Origin of the sequence: Pseudomonas sp. AD21, from assembly GCF_002878485.1 — a bacterium.
Classification (GTDB): Bacteria; Pseudomonadota; Gammaproteobacteria; order Pseudomonadales; family Pseudomonadaceae; genus Aquipseudomonas.
Window position 1 is genome coordinate 85,401 of sequence record NZ_NQYG01000003.1, and the last position, 19,665, is coordinate 105,065.

General features: G+C 57.4%; 6 protein-coding genes. 4 read left to right on the top strand and 2 right to left on the bottom strand.

The window, feature by feature from the left end; genetic code table 11:
• The first annotated feature begins 58 nt into the window (after positions 1-58).
• Both PseAD21_RS02645 and PseAD21_RS02650 read left to right on the top strand, forming a co-directional pair.
• Positions 59-7,135, top strand: a complete 7,077-nt coding sequence (locus PseAD21_RS02645) for a TcdA/TcdB pore-forming domain-containing protein (RefSeq protein WP_102354381.1) — start codon at positions 59-61, stop codon at positions 7,133-7,135.
• 169 nt (positions 7,136-7,304) lie between these two features.
• Positions 7,305-14,303 carry a TcdA/TcdB pore-forming domain-containing protein gene (locus PseAD21_RS02650; protein WP_146011257.1) on the top strand — a complete coding sequence of 2,333 codons (6,999 nt, stop codon included), beginning with the start codon at positions 7,305-7,307 and terminating at the stop codon, positions 14,301-14,303.
• Positions 14,304-14,382: 79 nt separating this feature from the next.
• Here the strand turns inward: PseAD21_RS02650 and PseAD21_RS02655 are convergent, their stop codons facing one another.
• Positions 14,383-14,979 carry a MarC family protein gene (locus tag PseAD21_RS02655; protein ID WP_102354383.1) on the bottom strand — a complete coding sequence of 199 codons (597 nt, stop codon included), beginning with the start codon at positions 14,977-14,979 and terminating at the stop codon, positions 14,383-14,385.
• Between the two features lie 263 nt (positions 14,980-15,242).
• On the opposite strand from PseAD21_RS02655, the gene PseAD21_RS02660 reads away from it, so the two are divergent.
• Positions 15,243-16,046, top strand: a complete 804-nt coding sequence (locus PseAD21_RS02660) for a hypothetical protein (protein ID WP_102354384.1) — start codon at positions 15,243-15,245, stop codon at positions 16,044-16,046.
• An 80-nt stretch (positions 16,047-16,126) separates the two neighbouring features.
• Positions 16,127-16,846 (top strand): hypothetical protein, encoded by a 720-nt coding sequence (locus PseAD21_RS02665; RefSeq protein ID WP_102354385.1) that lies wholly within the window; start codon positions 16,127-16,129, stop codon positions 16,844-16,846.
• Here PseAD21_RS02665 and PseAD21_RS02670 read toward each other — a convergent pair whose 3' ends face one another.
• Complete coding sequence (locus tag PseAD21_RS02670) at positions 16,847-19,624, bottom strand: hybrid sensor histidine kinase/response regulator (protein WP_102354386.1); 2,778 nt, start codon at positions 19,622-19,624, stop codon at positions 16,847-16,849.
• Positions 19,625-19,665: the final 41 nt, after the last annotated feature.

Here is a 19,665-nt window from a genome sequence, read left to right on the forward strand (position 1 = left end):
CGTCATGAAAGTGCCAGCGGGCACGCATGATGTTGGTCAAGGTAAAGGAGAAAGTTTCATGCAGGATCAGAAACCTCAAGACGCTAGTGGTTATGTCAACTTTATCAACTTGTTCAAACAGGCAGATCTGGAACAGGTCATGCTGTCGCACAAAGACAGTGACTCTTATCAGTCTGTGTGGCGTTATTACTTTGCCTGTGTCGGCTTGCTGGACTCCCCCCGGTTACTCGAACCACTGGCATTGCTCAAGCAGTCGCTGGGGCAGTTGATCGGCTTGCCGCGCGTACACCGATCCATTGATGGCCAGCTTGCACAACCGGCCGAGGCGCAACCGAAGGCCACTTTGCCGCGCATCTACGACAAGATTCAGGCCTTTGAGACCCGGCTGAAAAACACCCTTGCCTTTGAGAAAAGTGCGGCAACGGCGGTTCCGAAGATCATGCACTTTGTCTGGCTCGGTGGTGGTCTTGGCGCTATTCAGCGTGATTACCTCAACCTCTGGAAACAGGTGCTGGGCGGGCAGGGCTACAGCCTCAATCTCTGGTACGACAGTGACGCGCTGCTGGCCTGGCAAACCAATAAGCTGATCGTCGAGGCTGCCAAGGCTGATGCGATGCAGCATGGCGGCAGCGAAAAGCTCTCCGAAGCCGAGCTGGGCACGTTGTACGAGGAACGGGCCATCGTCCTCAAGCAGCAGATGTTCATGCACATCAACGCGGCCCTGGAACAGGGAATGTCGGCAGATGAGGCGCGGATCGACCTGTTGACTCGCGCCTACGGGCAGAACGCCGAGCAACTGGAAGGGCTGATCGAACAAAACCGCCGCAGTCTGCTGGATCTGGCTGGAAACGATCTGCAGTTGCGCGATTTGCATGACCTCGACACGCCGCTGCAATTGCAGGCTGCCTATGATCGCGAGACCCGGCTGCGCGGCAATCTGGCAGCCGCCTCTGATGTGGTCCGTGTCGAAGCTTTGTACAACGAGGGGGGCAGATATGCCGATGTCGATAATCTGCCGCCGCTGGTCAAGAGCCTGGGTGGGGTCGACATCAGCACGTTCGGCGGTGATGCGCGCGTTGGTGTCCTGCAACTGCTGCTCGACCACAACCCGAACTGGATGCCGGGACGCGCGGCACGGCGCGAAGGATACACCGACTATCTGGGGCGAATTCCCGAGGAACACCGCGCCGCGCTGGAAGCCTTTGCTCGGCAAAAACCGGCATTGAGCGAGGTATTTCAGGCTCCAGCCGAACTGCTCGCACGTCCTCAGGCATTGCGCGCCGTTGCCGTGCAGAGCACGTTGAGCAACTCCTCCCTGGCGGCGCATGCGCGATCGCCGATGCTCAAAAGCGTGATCGAACGGTTTCGCTTCAATTACCAACTCATCGACCAGACGGCCCGGTTGGCGGAGCAACGCGGCGTTGCCTTGAGCGATTTCGACAATATGTCGATGCTGTCGCGTGAGGTACTCGAGCAGGCCTACGGCTCTTTTGCCGACCTGTCGATGAGCGAAGATGTGGCGGCCAGCTATCTGTCTCTGGCAGCTGCGGGCTACTACGGCGACGGTATACGTGCGCAGAGCGAATGGACAATCTATTTGACCGGTCCGGCTGCAATGCGCGATGGCATGACCGATTACCAGCGGCATCATTTCGTCCCGCGAGGGGAAGAAAGTCTGCGCCTGGAAGCGGCCATCGAACCGCTCTGGGTGGTCAACGACAAGACCGAAGAAGAGCAGGATCACTCCTGGAAAGACAATGCCAGCGATGTTGAGCAATGGGTGCTCGACGAGCAGCAGCGCTGGCGGGAAGGGCAATTCAGCGCGCGTTACAACGGCGATATTGACGCGTTGCTCTCGCAGCAGACTGTCATGTTCGAGGAAGGCTGGCCGGTTATCGAGGGCCGGCCGGTGTTGTCGGTGGATGTCCTGCAGCGGATGATGGACAGGCTCGGTGAGCCCTTTATGGCGGCGATGCGGCGAGGCCATAACGGTCCGCTGGTTTTTCCGTCAGGTGCCGGGCTCGGTTTCGATGATCGCGAGGCTATAAAGGCCCAACCCGCTGGCCTGCGAGCCCCGGCTTCGCTCAGTGATGTGCACACTCAGGGGCTGGCACTGGACGAAGTGCTGAGCGCTATTGCCGAGGGGACACTGCAGTTTTTCCAGGTCAGTGCCTTGCAACGGGCGCTGCTGGGCCAACTGTTGGGCGTGCGTTCACTGGACAACCAAAGCCTGATCGCGGTCGCTGCCGAACTCGATAACCTGGCCAATGGCGTCGCCGAGGTCGGCGCTTCGGTACGTTATGCGGCCATCGAACGCCATCTATACCAGCAGCGTGCAGCGGCGTTCATGGCCGGTCTCGCCAGTCATCTCGATCAGCCGGCGCGCGCGTCGGACAGCGCGTTGACGCTGAAGCGAACGGCCCTGTCTCAGGCGCACACGCTGTTCCAATGGGGGCGTCATGTCGCCCATATCCAAGAGGTCGCCACGCGCGAGCATCGTGACCAGGTGATCCGACAGCTCGGTCAGGTGCTGGGTCAGATCGAGGCCAGTGACGTCAAGCTTGTGCCCCAGGATCTGTTGCTCACCGGGCCGGGTGATCCGGGGGCTCGCTGTTATCCTCTGGCGCTGATCATGAGTGCGGCGCTGGAAAATGGCGCAGCGGCGTCGCGAAGATTGCGCGAGCGCTTCTTCCTCGCTACCGCTGAGCCGCAACAAAGCGATTCGGCGACGTTTCTTCAAGCGCTTGAAGAGTTGCGCGGCGTGCCGTTGCATGAAGTCGGCAGCCCTTTGGGGCGCGTTGATCTGCAGCAGCTCGGCGCCACGCTTGAAGCGTACGGCAGCACGTGCACGCTGATGCTCAATTCCGACAACCACGCCATGCTGGTGGCGAAAACCTTCAACGGCGATCGGGCCTCTTATCACTTCTACGATCCCAATTTCGGCGTGTTCGAGTTCCATCAGTCGGCCCTGTTTCTGAGCGCCTTGACCGATTTTTTCCAGACGCAGGGGCTGGCGAAATACTATGCGGCTTATGGCGATGAAGCGCGTCCGACGTTTGATCTGATCGAGCTGCAAGGGTCAAAGATATCGGCTCTGGACCTGTCTGGCGGATTTCGTGTCGGGCAACTGCTGGAATCCGACAATGTGCTGCCGGAGCATTCAGGGCGACCGATACGCCAGCGCCTGAACAGCGCACGTGGTCAGTCGCTGGTCAGCAATCCGCATCTGGGACGCAGTCTGCGCGATCTCGACAGTCATTGGTGGGGACAACAGATTGCCCATGCGACCGACGCGTTGCAGGCGTTGCACCCCTCGGTGACACCGCTGGTGCCGTTGTTCGAAACCCTTAACATTACGCCCGGTGGGGAGTACCTGATCAGCCTGATCGATCCATTGCACAGCGAGCATGTGATCCAGGTAACCAGTACAGACCCGCGCCTGTTGAGAATCAGGAACTATCTGTCCGAGCAGTTCTCGACCCTGGGTACCCGCCCCGAGCCGGCATTGTCTGAGGCCGGCGCCGTTCATACACTCAATACCGGGTTCACGATTCAGGCGTTGATGAACGCCTTGCGCGGGCGGGAAGGCGACGACCGTACATTGACCACCGCCGTGCGGCTGCATGCCTACATCAATTACGCACAGCTGGCACACGGCAATGTCACGGACATTGCCGGCCTGATCAGCCTGGTGAAAACGGCGCTCAATGAAGAGAAACTCATCGCTCGCACCTGTGCGCCGGTGGTGGGCGAGGTGCTGGGGCACGTTCTCAACGAAGGTGTGGGTGCGGTGCTGGGGCTGGCTAATGTCGGTTTCGACATTTATCAATTGGCCGCGACGGACAACGAGATCGAGCGGGCGCAGTTCGGTACGCAACTGGCGTTTGACTCCGCCAGCCTGGCTTTGACTGCCGGCGGCCTCGGTGCGGCGACTGCGGGCGCCGCAACGGCTGCAGCAGTATTGGGTGGCGCCGGCGTGATCCTTGGCGGGCTGGCTGTCGGCGTCGCGGCGCTGGCTCAGGGGTTCGCCAATATCGCGCAGCAGGCTAAGTCGGTGGGACTGTTTTTCGACCATCTGGAGCGTGCCTATCGGGGCGTGGGTTATCGCTACGATGACGCTATGGGTGGCTGGGTTGCAGATCCTGCGCTGATTGTGCAAAGCCTGGATTTCAACCGCGGTACCCTGACGCTGGACAGCCCGAAGCTTTATCGACTGCGTGATCATTTCGGCGTGCCGGATTTCGATCCGGACTATCAGAAAGCGCTCAATCTTCAACGCGAGTTGGGGCTGCCTCGGACCATCAGGCGGGAGCTACCCGCAGGGCAACTCGTGGTGCTGCCATGCACGCCGCAAACCTGTTACGGCTACGAATACAAAGCTTTGCCTTTTTCCAGTTGGAGCCACGACACGGGGTTCGATACAGCGCGGCGCCTGGAAAGAAAGGATCGGGAGGGGCGGTGGCAGTTCCTGTTTACCTTCTTTTCGTTTCCCTCTCACTACATAGTCAATCGCCTGGCACCAGCGTATCGGCCCACCGTGATCGAGATTCGGCTGGACGCCAATGAGCGGGCGCTGGCAGTGCCGGTAGCGCCTGCGGCCTGGCACGAGATGTTGTCCTACCGGATTGAAGGAGGTGGCGCATCCTGCTCATTGATCCTCAATCGCGGAATCGACGTTGAACTCGAGTCGCCCAGCTTGCAATTGTGCCACTGGAATCTTGTGGCGACCTGGGCCACCGAGCGTGATGTCCGGGTATTGGTCGGCGCAGAAATACTCATCGGTGGCGTCAAGCTGACATTGTCCGGCAAGGGCCAGCATGAAATTCTGATCCGGCTGGCCGACCGGCAGTTGTACAAGGTTGATCGCGCCCGTGGCCAGTTGTTGATTCTTGAGCAGACCGCGCCCGCCGGCGCGGACGAACAGAGCTTGCTCGAGCACTATCAGTCACTGATTCACGAACACCGGCTGGTACTGCCTTACACGCCCCTGCACAATTTTCTGATCCCGTTCGAGTCTGCACATCAACCGCGTTACACCACTGCCTGGTACGACGCGGGCGGGGAGCGTTTTCTGTATATCCGCAATGAAGAAGTGCTTCAGGCCGATGAAGCATTGCTGGCGGCTGTGGTTGGCGATTCGGCGTTCTTTTATGAACCACAGAACTATGTGATCTGGCAGGTCGATGCCGTCAGCGGTCTGCTGCGGTTCTGCTATCGATTGCTGGTGATGCGTGGACAGTGCAGCATCCGCCGAATCGTCGTCGACGACCATGGCGTGATGCATATCGAACAACAGTGGACAGGCCCTGATCAGAAAACCACGCAATTCAACTACCTGTTGCATGACGGCCAATTGCAGCTCACTTCGGTCACCCGTGACATGGACCGCGAGCTGGGTGAAAGGGTTTTTGCGCGGCAGACGCTGGAGCACTGGTCGCAGGTGCTTGGTGACTATGTGTCGTTGTCGACAGTCCCCGAGCGCGATGGCGTCGCCACGCTCGACTGGCAACCGGCTGCTTACGTTTCAGTCTGCTGGGCGTTCGAACCGGGCATGCGCGATCTGGTCTGGATTCGCAGCCGTGATCGCCTGTGCATTCATCCGTTTATTGCGTCCGGGCATATCCGTGGCTGGCAGGACTCGATCAGTAAGCTTGCCGATCTGCTGTTGTTGCCGGCAAATGATCAGCAGAGCCTGTATTTCATTTACGACAGGGCAGCGCAGAAGCTGTGCCGAGTGCAGCGCAGCCTGTCCGACGACAATCAACATTGGCCTTCGCAGTGGAGCCATCAGTGGGTGGAGCCGGCCGGACTCAGCGAGGTGGCGGCGGTCGAGGGCGGGTATCTGGCGCTGACCGACGACGGGTTGTTTTTCAATCTGAGCGAGAACGGTGAAGTGCATTTGGGTGGCCTGAGTGAGCGCTGGCTCAATGGCCGGACACAGTGGTGGCTGGCGTTGGGGGCGCTGGCGCAGAAGTATCCGGTCAGCAGCTTCGCCATTCTCGGCGTGCGCAACGCCAGCGGTGACCGTAGCCTGTGCGCCTGGTACCTGGACAATCGCTTGCTACTGTGCGATCCGGGCCACGACCAGGAAGTGCGTTTGCTCGGGGTTACGCCAGACAACCAGGCCGCGTGGCTGCTGGACGTTAGCAGCGGTGAGCTGTGGCGTCAGACGTTCTTCGATAGCCGGCAACTCGAGCAAGCCTTTGGCAACGGTCAACAGTTATTGGCGAGCGACTTGTTGCCGTCAGCGCAGGCCGAGTGGGACGACTGGCGGTTCAGCAGTGTGAGCAATGAAGGCTCTGGCTTGCGCGGCATGTCGGTGGACGGTGTATCACTCCTGTTGCGTTACCAGGAGACGGAACTCGTCACAGGCGTCAACCACCGCTGGGCAAGGGCGCATGCCGACCATCTGCTGGAGTCGCTGCAAGCGTTGCTGGAGATCGCCGAGCATGGCGAATTCGTTGCTGTGGAATCCGGATCCGGCGCTCTGCAATGGTATGACGTGGCCAACGCACGGATGATTCGAGTCGCCGCCCATGACCTGCCCAGTGACTGCGAACTGCTCGGCACCTGCCGTGACAGTGTGCTGTTGCATGACCCCCTGGAACATCGCGTTTCCATCTATCCCGCTCGCCATAGCATCGGCCCCTTTGACTATGTGCAGCGCAACGCCGAGGTGCTCGTGATTGAGGGGCAGAACAAGGTCACCGACCTGCTGCCTCTGCTCGCCGATGACATAAGCCGTCTGGTATTGCGCATGGGCCAGGGCGGTGTGAGCTATCACTTGTCGAAAGCCAGTTGGTTGCGGCTGGACTTTGTCATTGTCGATTGTCGGCCAGGACCGGGAGAGCGTTCGGCTATTCCCGGCAAGTTGATCTGGGCAGTGGATGCGCCGGGCAAACTGCAACTGTCGGTGGTCGGCGAGCATTTGCTGGTTGTTGACCCGGATCGCCAGCACAGCCTGATCCTGCGCGAAGTGTGCTCGGCCGATCCGGCGCTGCGGGGCGATGTCTTTCTGGGATTTGAGGGGCAGAACTCCTATCCGGTTTCCAGACTGGTACAGCGGTTGCAGAGTGTTCCAAATGCCCAAACCGGTGCGACGCTCGAGCAGTTATTGCGTGTAGTACCGGCTTGAGAAACCAATGGAAGTTTCTCGATAGTTGTTAGTTGTTTGTAAGCTGGCGCAATTTATTGGCGAGTAGAAGTCGCGCGACAAGTTGCGGTTTTAAACATTTAATTGTTTCTGGATGTCGTGATGGTAAAGCCCTTCGCGGTATATATTTGCGTGAGAAAAGGAAACTCGGTTGAATACTAAGGATTATGGGGCAATGGTGAGCAGTAAGTTCTCTGAGGTTTTTAAACAAACCGAAATTGAGTTGATTGCAGGGGGTTTGCGTGATGACATGTCTCGAGAACAGTTGCTGCGTTATTACAACGCTGCGGTCGGGGCAGCGGAGTGGACAGAACAACTGATAGCAGTCAGATTGCTCAAGGAAGTCGTCGAGGCGAATCTTCCTGGTGTAACCGATATTCAATTCAAGAAATTCAGTGGAAACCTTAGGGATTACCACGACCGGCTAACGACTACTGCAAACCTTTTGTCTCGAGGTCAACCGGTTGCGCGAAAGTTACATTTTGTCTGGGTAGGCGGAGGCATTGGAACCATTCAGGGGGATTACATCAATGTCTGGAAACAGATGACCGACGCTGATGGATACCGTCTGAATCTCTGGTACGACAGCGATGGACTGCTTGCGCATGAAACCAACAAGATCATCGTCGAATCGGCCAAGGCTCAAGGCGCAAAGCTCGCTTCTGAAGATGCATCGATGAAGCCAGCGAGGCTCGGCAAGCTATACGTTGAGCGCGCCCGCGTGCTTCGTCAGCAGATGTTCGAACATATCCAGAAAGCCACCGCGACAGGTGGCAGTGCCGACCAGGCAAGAATCAATCTTTTGGTTAGCGCTTACGGTCAGGATGAGGCCACGCTCAACGCGCTGAAGGTGCGAAATCTGCAGTCGCTTGAAAGTGTTGCTGCGAATGGCATTGCACTTCGGGATATCCGTAGCGAATTGTCCAGTCGCCCCTTGTTCGAAATTTATGAACGAGAATTGTCTCTTCGCGGCAATCTCGCATCGGCGTCTGACATCACGCGACTGCAGGCGGTGCATTTCGAAAGCGGGATCTATCTGGATGCGGATCTATTGCCGTCATTACATGAAAATATCGGTGGCGTGGATATTTCCGGTTTTGACATCGAAACCCGGATGGGAATCACGCAGATTCTGCTCGACTCTAACCCGCAAATACTTCCGAATCGAAGTGCACCGTATGCGGATTTACGCCATAAGGTACCGGAACACATAAAGAACGCATTGATAGAGTTTGCCAGGACCGCACCTTCACTCAAGGATATTTTTGCACCGTTCAATGATGTCGTTGTTTCACAACACGGAGTGCGTGTAGGCAATAAAAATAGTGCCGATTTAAAAGGTAGCCCTTTCAATGGCCTTTCCAATGCAATGTTGAGTGGTCATGCCGGGTCCGCGGCAATTGTCGGGATCATCGATAAAATTCGCAGTAATTATGCATTTCTGGATCGAGTGGAAGTGCTGGCTCGTCAGAGGAACATCTCACTGACAGATGCCGCAGCATTCTCCAATCTGATCATTAGCGAAATGGAGAAAATATATGGCCCGCTATCAACCTGGGGTGACGAGTTAATTGCTCGAAACCGGTTTTTGCAGGCTGTCGCTGAGTACGATGCCGACGGCATCAAATTTGGTGCCCAATCGGCTATTGCCATGAGTGGCCCGACGGCTGTTTCGCAAGGTTTGAGTGATTACATCAACGAAAAAGCGCTTGCTGAAGCTCGTCAACAAATCAGTGACCGAGTCGATCTGCGTGACGGTTTCAATCTGGCCACCGAAGAAGAGACCCACCATAGCTGGAAGGACAACGCCAAGACCGAGTCCGCCTGGTTCGAACTGGAAACAAGCAGAATTGCCGATGGTGCCTACAAAAACCATTACCTGGGCAATGTGGATGAGCTGCTCAAAGGTCAGACTCTGACTTTCAAGCAAGGCTGGCCGGTCATCGAAGGCAAGCCCGTGTTGCTGACGTCAGTGCTGCAGCAACTGCTGGATAGCCTGGGTGAACCGTTCGTTCGTGCGATGAATGACCGATTGACTGGCGATATTGCGTTCAATGCTCCGTTCTCTGTCGATTTCGAAACACGTCAGCAGATTCTGCAGCAACCCACCGTCGAACTGCCGTCATCGACAGGTGCCGAGTCGCTGGGCAATTTGAACGAAGCGTTGGCGCGGATCGCGGCAGGCAAATTACCTGTGGATCAGTTGAGTCCGTTGCACCGTGTGATGTTCGGCGGCCTGTTTGGCGCTACGACACTGGATCAGAACGGGTTCGCCGAGACCTGGAAAACCACCGTTGATTTTGCCGAAAAAACCCGTGATCGTGGGCTGTTCGCACGCTATGACATCATCGAACAAACGCTGCTCAACCGTTACGCGGCACCTACAGAGTTCAGTACTTCCAGAATCGGCACGGGGGAAAACAACTCTCGGGTTCTGAAGGCGCAGGCCTTTGCCACGCCGATGAGCGTACGGCAATGGCGCGAACACCTGAGCCAGGTAGAAGCCGTGGCTAAAAAAGAACAACGGGCGTCGATTCTCACACGAGGCAATGCGGTACGTGAGCAGTTTTTCCGGTCCGGGGCTCTCTCAGCCAAACAGTTTCCACAAGGGTTGCTGGTGCAGGGTTTGGGCGATCCGGGGCGGCGCTGTTATCCATTGGCATTGGCCATGGCGGCAGCATTGGAACGTGGTGTCGCCGCAGAGCGCGCTCTGATCGGTAAACTGGCGCTGGCCAATATTGCCCCGGAGTCAGCTGAAACCCAGGCGTTGCTGCATGTGCTGGATGAGTTGCGCGGCATCCCGATGGCGCAGTTCGGCGAAAAAACCCCGGTGGCGAATCTGCACGCAGTGATACAGGCGCTGGATGCCAAATCCAGCGGCGGCAGCTTGCTGCTCAATACCGAAAATCATTCGATGCTGGTGAGCAAAGTCGCGGGAGCAGATGAAACATCCTATCGCTTCTACGATCCCAACTTCGGCCTGTATGCGTTTGCCCGAATAGATGAACTGCACAAAGGTATCCAGGGATTTTTGCAGGATGAGGCGCTCGCCAGACTCTATGGCGTTGCAGAGGGCCCCGGAGCCACTTTCGATGTGGTGGACCTCAACGGCGTGAACATTGCCGACGCGACTTTGCCGTCCAGAGTCAGCGTTGGAAACCTGCTGAGCAATGACCCGATTGCCGGTGGGAAGCCTGTCGAACCCTGGCACCATCATGCGCAATTGCGACTACGGTCGCTGTCGGAGAACGCGCGTCTTGGCCAAGCGTTCGTCAGTGTGGACGCCCACAAGTGGGCGCGGATCATCAAAGGTGCCACCGATCAGTTGCATGAAAAACATCAACTGAGCCGCGACTTCGTTCCGGTATTCGAGTCCCTGAAACCCGCCGCACAAGGGCGCAGTGAAATCACTCTGGTCAACGCCAAAGACCCGCATCAGACGCGCACGGTGTTGACCGATGACAAGCGCTTGTCCGGGATCAAATCTTATCTGAGCGATTCCTTTGAAGAGTTATCCGGTAGACGTGCGGGATCATCCGCGGTCGATCCGACCGACGTCGGTGCGGTGCACACACTCAATGCCGGCTTTGCCATTCAGGCGTTACTGCTTGGGCTCAAGGAAGCGGAGCACGCCGATGGTTCGACGGCGTTGACGTCTGCGGTGCGCATTCACGGTTATCTCTCTTACGCGCAACTGGCCCACGGACTCGTGGTTGACGCGGTGCAGTTGCTGGGACTGGTTCGTCATGCGTTCACCGACAGTGTGCGTGTGGCCAACACCACCGCTGCAATCGTCGGTAGTGCGCTGGGCAACGTATTGAATGAAGGTGTGGGCAACGCACTGCAACTGGCGAGTATCGGTTTCGATATCTATCTGTTGATCAACGCGGAAAATGATATCCAGCGTGCGGTGTTCGCCACCCAGTTGGCTTTCGATACTGCCGGTCTGATCCTGGGGGCCGGAGCGTTTGGCGCGGGTGTTGCCGGTGCGGCCACGGCGGCTGCGTTTCTTGGCGGGGCCAGTGTCATTCTCGGTGGCCTGGCTATCGGCATCGGTGCATTGGTCGAAGGTTTCAGCGCCAGGAAGGAGCGTGGCAAGCAGATCGGCAGGTATTTGAATCGGGTCAACGAGGCTTATCGTTCCGAAGGTTACTCGGTAAGGGGCGATACCCTCTTTGCCAACCCTCATGCGGTTTATTCAAAACTGGATCTGCGCAAGGGAGCTATCACCTTTGGCAGTCAGAAAATTTACGCGGCAGACGACTACTGTGATTTGCATCCACCCAAAATCGACCCGGACCGCGAGCATGCATTCAGCATTCGAGAAGCGCTCGATCTGCCGGAAAAGTTTGCCATCAGTGACAAAATAAACGTTGAAAGCGTTGTGTTACCGAGCTTGCCCGACTGCTTCCTCGCCTATGAGTTTGGCGGACTGCCCTTCTCGACAACCTTGGGCGAAGATCTGGAAACGGCACTGGCACTTGAGCATGACCGTTACGGCAAGCGGCAATTCTGGTTCTCCTTTTACAGAGTGCCCACCGGATACATCATTGAAAAAATGGTGCCCAACTACGTGGCAACCACGGTCAGCGTGGTGTTGGGCAGGCAACACCGTTTTCTGCATGTACCGACCTTGCCGCGAGAGGTGCATGGTCACCTTTCCTATGACATCGATGCACAGGGTGGGCAGTGTTCGGTTGCCTTGGCCGAGGGCGTCAAGTCTTTGCGTTTGCAGGTCTCGACTGGCGAAGCAATGACCTGGTCATTACGCGCAGCCTGGTTGAATAAAAGCGGTGTGAAAATCGAGGGTGACGTCCTGCAACTGGGCACGATACAGGTGCAGGTGCCTGACAAGAGCGCTGTGCTTGTGCAACTCGACGCAGATTCCTATCAGGTGGACTGGGCAACCGGCACCCTGCTGCTCACGGAGCTGGAGGCCGGCCCGGATGAAGACGGCCCGATGACCCTTAAGCGAGTTCGCGAACTTGCACGTTCCAGCCGTCTGGCGGATGGCCCCACGGTCATTCGCAATTACCAGGATGCTCTGACCGGCGTGCGCACCAGCGCCTGGTATGACCGCGCGCAAGATTCATTATCGTTGGTTCGCGGGCTGGATCCCAAATATGCCGCGGATATTTGTATGGGCCCCAGGATTGGTCAGGACATTTACTACTACTGCCCCGCTGATGCATTGATCTGGCGCGTTGATGTTGTCACCGGCAAAATCATGCGTGTTTTCCAGTTGGTACGTAAGGAGTGCAAAGCCTGGATTACCGCGATCCAGGAGATGCCGGGCGGTGTGTTGCAAGTGGTTCGGCGCATCGAACTCGACGAAGACCGGTTTGTGAAAATGACTTACCTGATCGAAGAAGATGAACTCTCGATTACTGGTGTGTCCGGTCATCTCAGCTATCACGAAGGTCGGGACATTCGAAGTGGGGTTGTCACCCTTGACGATTTCCTCTCCTGGTACTGGTTGATTCCAGCCGAGTCTGAAGTTGATGACGAACGTGTTGTGAATGCCGCTCTATCCAGGTTCATTACTGTTGATTACATGGACTACAGCTTAAAAGTGTTCAGCAGGGTCTGGGTGCGTTGCGACGACGGAAGGGTCTTCAGGCCGATGCTCAAAGAGCAGGACAACAAAGCCGATTCCTTCGATTGGGTTCTCCTGGATCCGCAGCAGTCAGAGCGCGATACGGTTCTGTTCCATCACCTGCGTCATGGCCTGCTTTATCGCCAGCGCATCAGTGCGCAAGATCAGCCCCCCGTCATTTTTGCCCAATGCATCTTGCCTCTCGAGGTGCAGCAAATTCATCGTCGGGGCCGGCAACACATTGTGTTTACTGAAGACGGCATGGTATTTCGACTGAACGTCGCGGGTGACCGACATCTGGCAAGCCTGAGTACTGATTGGCTGCTCGCCCGCCAGCAGCGCTCAGGCAGCAATTTTCGTTGGTGGGATTCGGTCCTTGGCACTGCCGCAATGTGGTCCGCGGGGGCTGTGGAGGTCGGTGGCATCAGCGCTGCTTCGAATCACTCGCCGCTCTATGTCGTGTGTCTCGATCAGCAACTTCTTATCGCCGATACAGCGGGGAAAAGCTTTGGGTTATTGAGGCTGACCATGGACAGGAAGGCCGCCTGGATGATCGATTGGACTACTGGGCGGATCTACCGCCAAGCGTTCATGGCCCCCGATAGCTTGTTCGCAGCATTTGGCGCGGGAACGCGACTGCTACGCGCTGACTTGATCCCGCAAATGCAGGCGGTGATGCCGCAGCGGACGTTTGCCTGGGCTATGCCCCATGAGTCGGGCTTGCGCGCCAAGACCCATGATCACGTATTGTTCGACCTGTTCGAAGGTGAGCCTGCGCGCATTGTCGGTGTGGAAAACGAGTTCTTCGACGGCGTGGATCTGCATCAGGCGCGGGAACGGAAACTGGCCCGGATGCTGGCGGGTCAGCATTGTGCTCCGTATCTGACGGCAGGCAGGATCGATGATCTTTGTAGCTGGTATGACGTCGACGCCGGCCGCTTGCTCAGTGCAACGGCTCCAGGTGAAGACTTGCCTGGCTACGTGGGAGTCGCTAACGGTCAAACCCTGGTGTTGCATGACCCGCAGAGCCTGCAGCTTTTCAGCAACCGCAGTGAAGATGGCAAGCTCAGTGACGTATGGATGACTGCACAAACAGTCAGGCGAGCAGATAATACGCTGGTCATCGAAAGTGATCGGATATCTGGCAGGCTTGCGCCGATTCCGGACGGCATTGATACGCTGATCCTGAAGTCTTCGACGGATGGCGGTTCCTTGTTGATCGACCAGCGGACCTGGGCACGACTTGACTGCCTCATTGTCGATCTCGATTTTCCCGACGCGTTGAAAAGTCATCTTTCGTTCCAGCTGCAGCCGATGGAGCAGTGGTTGGTCACGCAGAAGGATGTGCACCTGCTGCTGACGGACACTGACACGGGGCGCAGCATCATTTTGCGCAATGTCGGTGCTATCAGTGCGGAGTCTCGAAAGAATTTGTCACTCAGTATCCCCTTGGCGGAAGACCTCGCGGTGACGCTCTACCTCGATGAGTTGATGAGCGCGTTGCAGGAGGAAGCGCTGAGTGAACTCGGCGCGCTGATTTCTGACATCCGTTAAGGCGTAACCCGGCAGCTAAACGCCGACGGGATTAGTTGAAGGGGCTGCGGATCAGATCATCCGCGGCCCTTTCTTGCTTTCAGGAAACAAGATAGCCCTTCACCCCGGTAAAGATGATCTGCGCCGCCAATGCGCAGACAAACAATCCCATCAACCGACTGACGATCTGCAAGCCCTGGTCGCCGAGAATGCGTTCGATGTGATTGGACAGGTACAGCACCACCCCAACGGTGAAACTGGCCAGGGCGATACTCATGATCGCGGTCAGTTTGTCATCCCAATGCGGTTGGCTGATACCCATCACCAGCAGTGCACCGATGGTCCCCGGGCCGACCGTCAAGGGGATGGTCAGCGGCACGATCGTCACGTCCTGTTGCACGTTGTCGCTTTGCACTACGGGCTTGCCTTGGGCCATGCCCAGCGCCGAGATGAACAGCACGCTGCCGGCACCGATGCGGAACGCGTCTGCGGTAATCCCGAACACGTCGAAAATCACCCGGCCAAACAGATACAGCAGAACGCTGGAGATCAGTGTGGCAATCGCCACTTTCCAGGCCAGGCGTCGCTGTTCCTTGCGCGAGTAACCACGGGTCAGGCTAATGAAGCAGGACAACACGAAGAACGGGCTGTAGAGCACCAGCATCTTCAGGTAAACGCTGAATAACACGTGGAGCATGGGGAGACGTCCGTACCGGTGAAAGTTGAGCGAAGTCTATCAGGCAACGGGCAGTCTGTCGGACTCGATTGCTTGCCGTACGGCATAGTTCAACTGTTCGTTTTTTCAGCTGCTTGTTCTAAGAGGTTTTGACTTTTGAGTTGTAAGTTGCTGTTGTTGTTTATTGGTAACACTCATCAGCTTGTTGGGTGAAGGTTTTCTGCGTAAGTTTGCACTGCGGGCTTGGAAAGAGCTCAATTAAAACAAACTAATGGAATTGAATAATGCAAACTAATACCGTGCTCAGTATTGCAGAGCGACTGGAACGCTTGAATAATTATAATATAACTGCCGACCAGGTTGTTTTGGCCCCGCGCAGTTTTTCCGGTGTAACAGCTTTTGATGTCGAGCAGCCAGATCAGGCCGCGATCGTAGGTGAAGCTATTATTGCTTTCGTGTCGGGCATGTCCGAACAGAATCAGGCAGACGTTCGCAATACCTATCTTTTTGCGACCCTGGTGGCTAACCAGGAACATCCTTTGGAAAGCCAGGGCAAGGAGTGGTACAAAACTTTTCTGACAGTCATGCAAGACTGTGGTTGGGCCATTCTCAAGGGATATTACGACTCTACCCAAGCATCCGGTAAAAGCTTCACGATGGACCAGCTTGCCCTGACCATTCTCGGCTCCGCCGCAGCTGCGGCCGCCCTGCCGGGTCCAACTTCGGCGCTGTTGCTGAAAGTGGCAACCGATGCAATGGCGTCTCTGCAAAACTCCGAGAAACCTCTTCAGGTTTTCGACAAGAATGTCAAAAACAAGGCTAACGGTGGTTTCGCGGTTGGTTCGTGCATTGAAACACCGGATAAGGAAGTCATCCTGACAATGGGCGCTGTGCGCTTTATTAATCGGGTTAATCAAACCAAAGTGCTGTTCGTCAACTGGGATAGCAGTTCGGTAGATCTATATAAAGGTGAGTCTCATATGACGATGGTTCCATTTATCATCGCCAAGACGCGCGATCTCATTTCCGGTGCGTTGGGTGATCGTGCAGTGACTAATGTAAGTAGGTGGGCTCTGAAGTTAAAGTAAGTCAGTAAGTTCTTAAGATCTAATCAAAGCATGTGGTGGCTGTTTTCAGTCGCCGCGTGCTCAACTCGAGGAGTTGTCCAGTGCAGGAAAAGTATGCAATTTATCGAAATGCCGGCGCATTGGTTCTGCTGTCGTCAAGAATGACCGAGCAGGAAAAACAGGATGTACAACATTCCCTCCTGTTTGCCCAACTGGTTGCCACCAATATGTTCCCGCTAGACAGTGAGCAGGATAACTGGTACGCGACCTGGCAGCAGGTTTTGAAGGACAACTGGCTGGAGAAAAGCTGGAAATCGTTCGAGCTCACTCCGCCACGCAAATCCAGTGACACAGCCATGACGAGGCTGGTGGACTATATGGAGGGTGGGCTCGAAAGTGCCGACAAGGGCACGTTGGTGCCAGTCCTGAAAGACATTGTCGGGCGGTCGGCTGCAGACCCGCTCATCGAGTCTCTGCACGAGCGGGTTCAGCAGTCGATCGAACATGACCCGGCGGACGAACCAGGCTTCGGCCGATTTCGTTTCTTGCTCATCGTCGCGCAACCTGGCCCCCGGATCAACGCGACATACATGACATTGAAGTCATCGGTAGTCGGCGCAATCAATCCGTACTCTCAGATTTTTACTGCTGCCAATGTTTCGGGGCTGGTAGAGCAATACTTCCTGCAACTGGATCTTGCTCCGCCACTCTTCGATCCGATCCGCGAAATTCTCGCGGGGCACGTGTTGCCATACATGGACTTGATCGAAATGGTTACTGACGGTCAGGTGGATGAAAAGCTGTTGGCACGCGCAGGCTGATCAGGATGTTTGCGCAGTACTTCGGTTCTGCTGATCGCGCTGGGCCACCCAGTGTTCGATCAGCTCGCGCAGTTGCGACAGCTCTACCGGTTTGGCCATGTGCCCGTCCATGCCAGCCTGGCGTGCGCGCTCTTTGTGCTCGGCGAGGATGTGCGCGGTCAGCGCTACGATCGGTGTGCGGATGCGCTGGTTGCTGACTTCCCACGCGCGCAGTTGCTGGGTCGCCGAGAAGCCATCGAGAATCGGCATTTCGCAGTCCATCAGCACCAGATCGTAACGTTGCGCCTTCATCGCCTGCAGGGCTTCTTCGCCGTTGCTGGCAGTATCGGGCTGCAGGTTGAGCTTGCCGAGCATGCCGCGAATCACTTTGGTCGAAATCGTGTTGTCCTCGGCGACGAGGATGCGGAAATCGCTCGGCACCTTGGCTGCTGTGGCGGGCGTGACCACTTGCGGCTGGAACACCACCTGACCCTTGTTGCGCTGATTCAATTCGTCGGCGAGCGTGGTCTTGAGCGTATAGCCGGCCACCGGTTTGGCGAGGATGCGCTTGATCCCGGAGTTGCGCGCGATGATCTTGCTCGGCGCGTTGCTGATGCCAGTGAGCATGATCAGCAGGATGTCGTGGTTCAGGCTCGGATCTTCCTTGATCTTGGCCGCCAGTTGCATGCCGGTCATGCCGGGCATGTTCTGATCGAGCAGCACTACGTCGAAGTAGTCACGCAGGTGTGCCTTGGTACGCAGCAGCGCCAGCGCCTCCTTGCCCGATGGCACAGCGCTGACGTTCAGACCCCAGGCGCTGCATTGCTGCACCAGCACCTTGCGGCAGGTGTCGTTGTCGTCCACCACCAGCACTCGCGCACCCTGCAACGGGCCGTCGAGGTCGGAGGTCGGGTGTTCGAGACGGTCGGGGTCCAGCGGCAGGGTCAGCCACAACGTGCTGCCCTGGTTGGCGCCGCTCTTGATGCCGAACTCACCGTGCATCAGGCGAATCAGTTGCCGGGCGATTACCAGCCCGAGGTTGCCGCCCAGACGGTTGGCCGAGAGGAAGTGCTTGCTGTGCAGTTCGGCGTGCATCAGCGCATCGCGCTCCTCCGCATCCATCGGCTGCCCGCTGTCTTGCACGGCGATGCGCAGGCGCGGTTTGACGCTGCGCTCGTCGAGGGCGACGACGATCAGCACTTCGCCTTCGTCGGTTTTCTTCAGGGCATTTTCCAGCAGGCTCAGCAGGGTCTGGCGCAGGCGCGTCGGGTCACCGCTGATCACGCGCGGCACCTGCGGCTGGATGAAGCTGATCAGCTCGACGTTCTGCTGTTCGGCCTTGGCCCGGTAGATGCTCAGGCAATCGTCGATCAGGGCGTTGAGGTCGAATTGCACGTCGTCCAGTTCGATCTGCCCGGATTCGAGTTTGGAGATGTCGAGGATCTCGTTGATCAGGGTCAGCAGCTCGTTGCCGGCGCTGTGGATGGTCTGCACATAGTCGCGTTGCTTGACCGACAGCGGCGTGCCCAGCAGCAGCTCGGTCATGCCCAGCACGCCGTTCATCGGGGTGCGGATCTCGTGGCTGATCTTGGCGAGGAACTCGGCCTTCGCGTTGATCTCGGCGTTGCTGGCGGCGAGATCGCGGCTGATGCTGAAGCGGCTTTCGGTGATGCTGCGCTGGCGCTCACCCAAGGCGATGCTCATCAGCAGGCCGCTGACGCAGATGAACGCCATCAGGGTCATGATCAGGCCTTGCGGTGCGACCAGGGTCAGCCCCAGCAATGCCGGCAGGATGATCAGCGTACCGATGTTGAACACCACCATCCCGGCAACGAACAACCGCGCCGGACGGTAGCCTTTCTGCCAGTGATAGAAGCCGACCAGCAGCATGCTCAGACCGGCGAGGGCCACCAGTGCATAGGTGATGATGTTCAGCGGCAGGGTGTTGACGAACAACAGCAGCAGGCTGCAGATCACGATGAACAGAATGTCGCCCAGCAACAGTTTGTTCAGCGGGTGCGGGCCGAGCGGGGCGAAGAAGCGCAGGGCGAACATCAACCCGGCCGGGGCGGTCAGCAGCAACGCCAGATAGGCGCCCGGGGTCTGGATCGCGTGCCAGTTCGGCAGCCAGGGCCCTGCGAGGTTGAGCAGCAGCAACAGGCTCAGGCCCAGCAGTCCTTCGCAGACGGCCAGCCACAGGCTGCTGCGCGAGCGGGAATAGGCGTAGCGCACAATATTGTGCAGCAGCAACATGCCGAGGCAGCCGAACAGCAGGCCGAAGATCAGCGTCTGGTTTTGGTTGGCGGCACTCATCACCGCCGATTGCAGGGTGATGTGCGGGCGCAGATGATGGTCGGAAACCATCCGCAAATAAACGTCGAGGGATTTGTCGCTTTGCGGTAGCGGCAGCAGGAAATCGCTGCTCGGCAGCGGCCGTTCGACCTGCGGCTGGTGGGTGCCGGAGATCCGTTGCTCGATCAGCTTGTCGCCGTCCAGCACGTAGAGACTGAGGTTGGACAGGTCGGGGGCGAAGATCCGCAGCACTTGTTCGTGCTTGCCCGGCGCCAGTCTGAAACGCAACCACAGTGCACCATCGGGCTCGGCGGCCGTGAGGCGGTCCAGTTCGATGGGGCTGAATTGATTGGTGTAGCGAGCCGAGCGGATGTCGCTCAGTTGCAGATTGCCCTGATCGTCAAGCAATACCGACCAGCCACTGCCTTGTGCGGCCTGGGCCGGAAGCATGCAGAGCAAGGTCAGCAACGTGACGGTTAAACTTATGGCAATCCTGAGCCAGCGCACGGCGAAATCCCTTCGTAGGTTGATGCCAGAATATAACGATG

Coding starts and splice junctions, on each gene's coding strand:
- PseAD21_RS02645 (WP_102354381.1), top strand. CDS start 59: ATGCAGGATCAGAAACCTCAAGACGCTAGTGGTTATGTCAACTTTATC.
- PseAD21_RS02655 (WP_102354383.1), bottom strand. CDS start 14,979: ATGCTCCACGTGTTATTCAGCGTTTACCTGAAGATGCTGGTGCTCTAC.
- PseAD21_RS02660 (WP_102354384.1), top strand. CDS start 15,243: ATGCAAACTAATACCGTGCTCAGTATTGCAGAGCGACTGGAACGCTTG.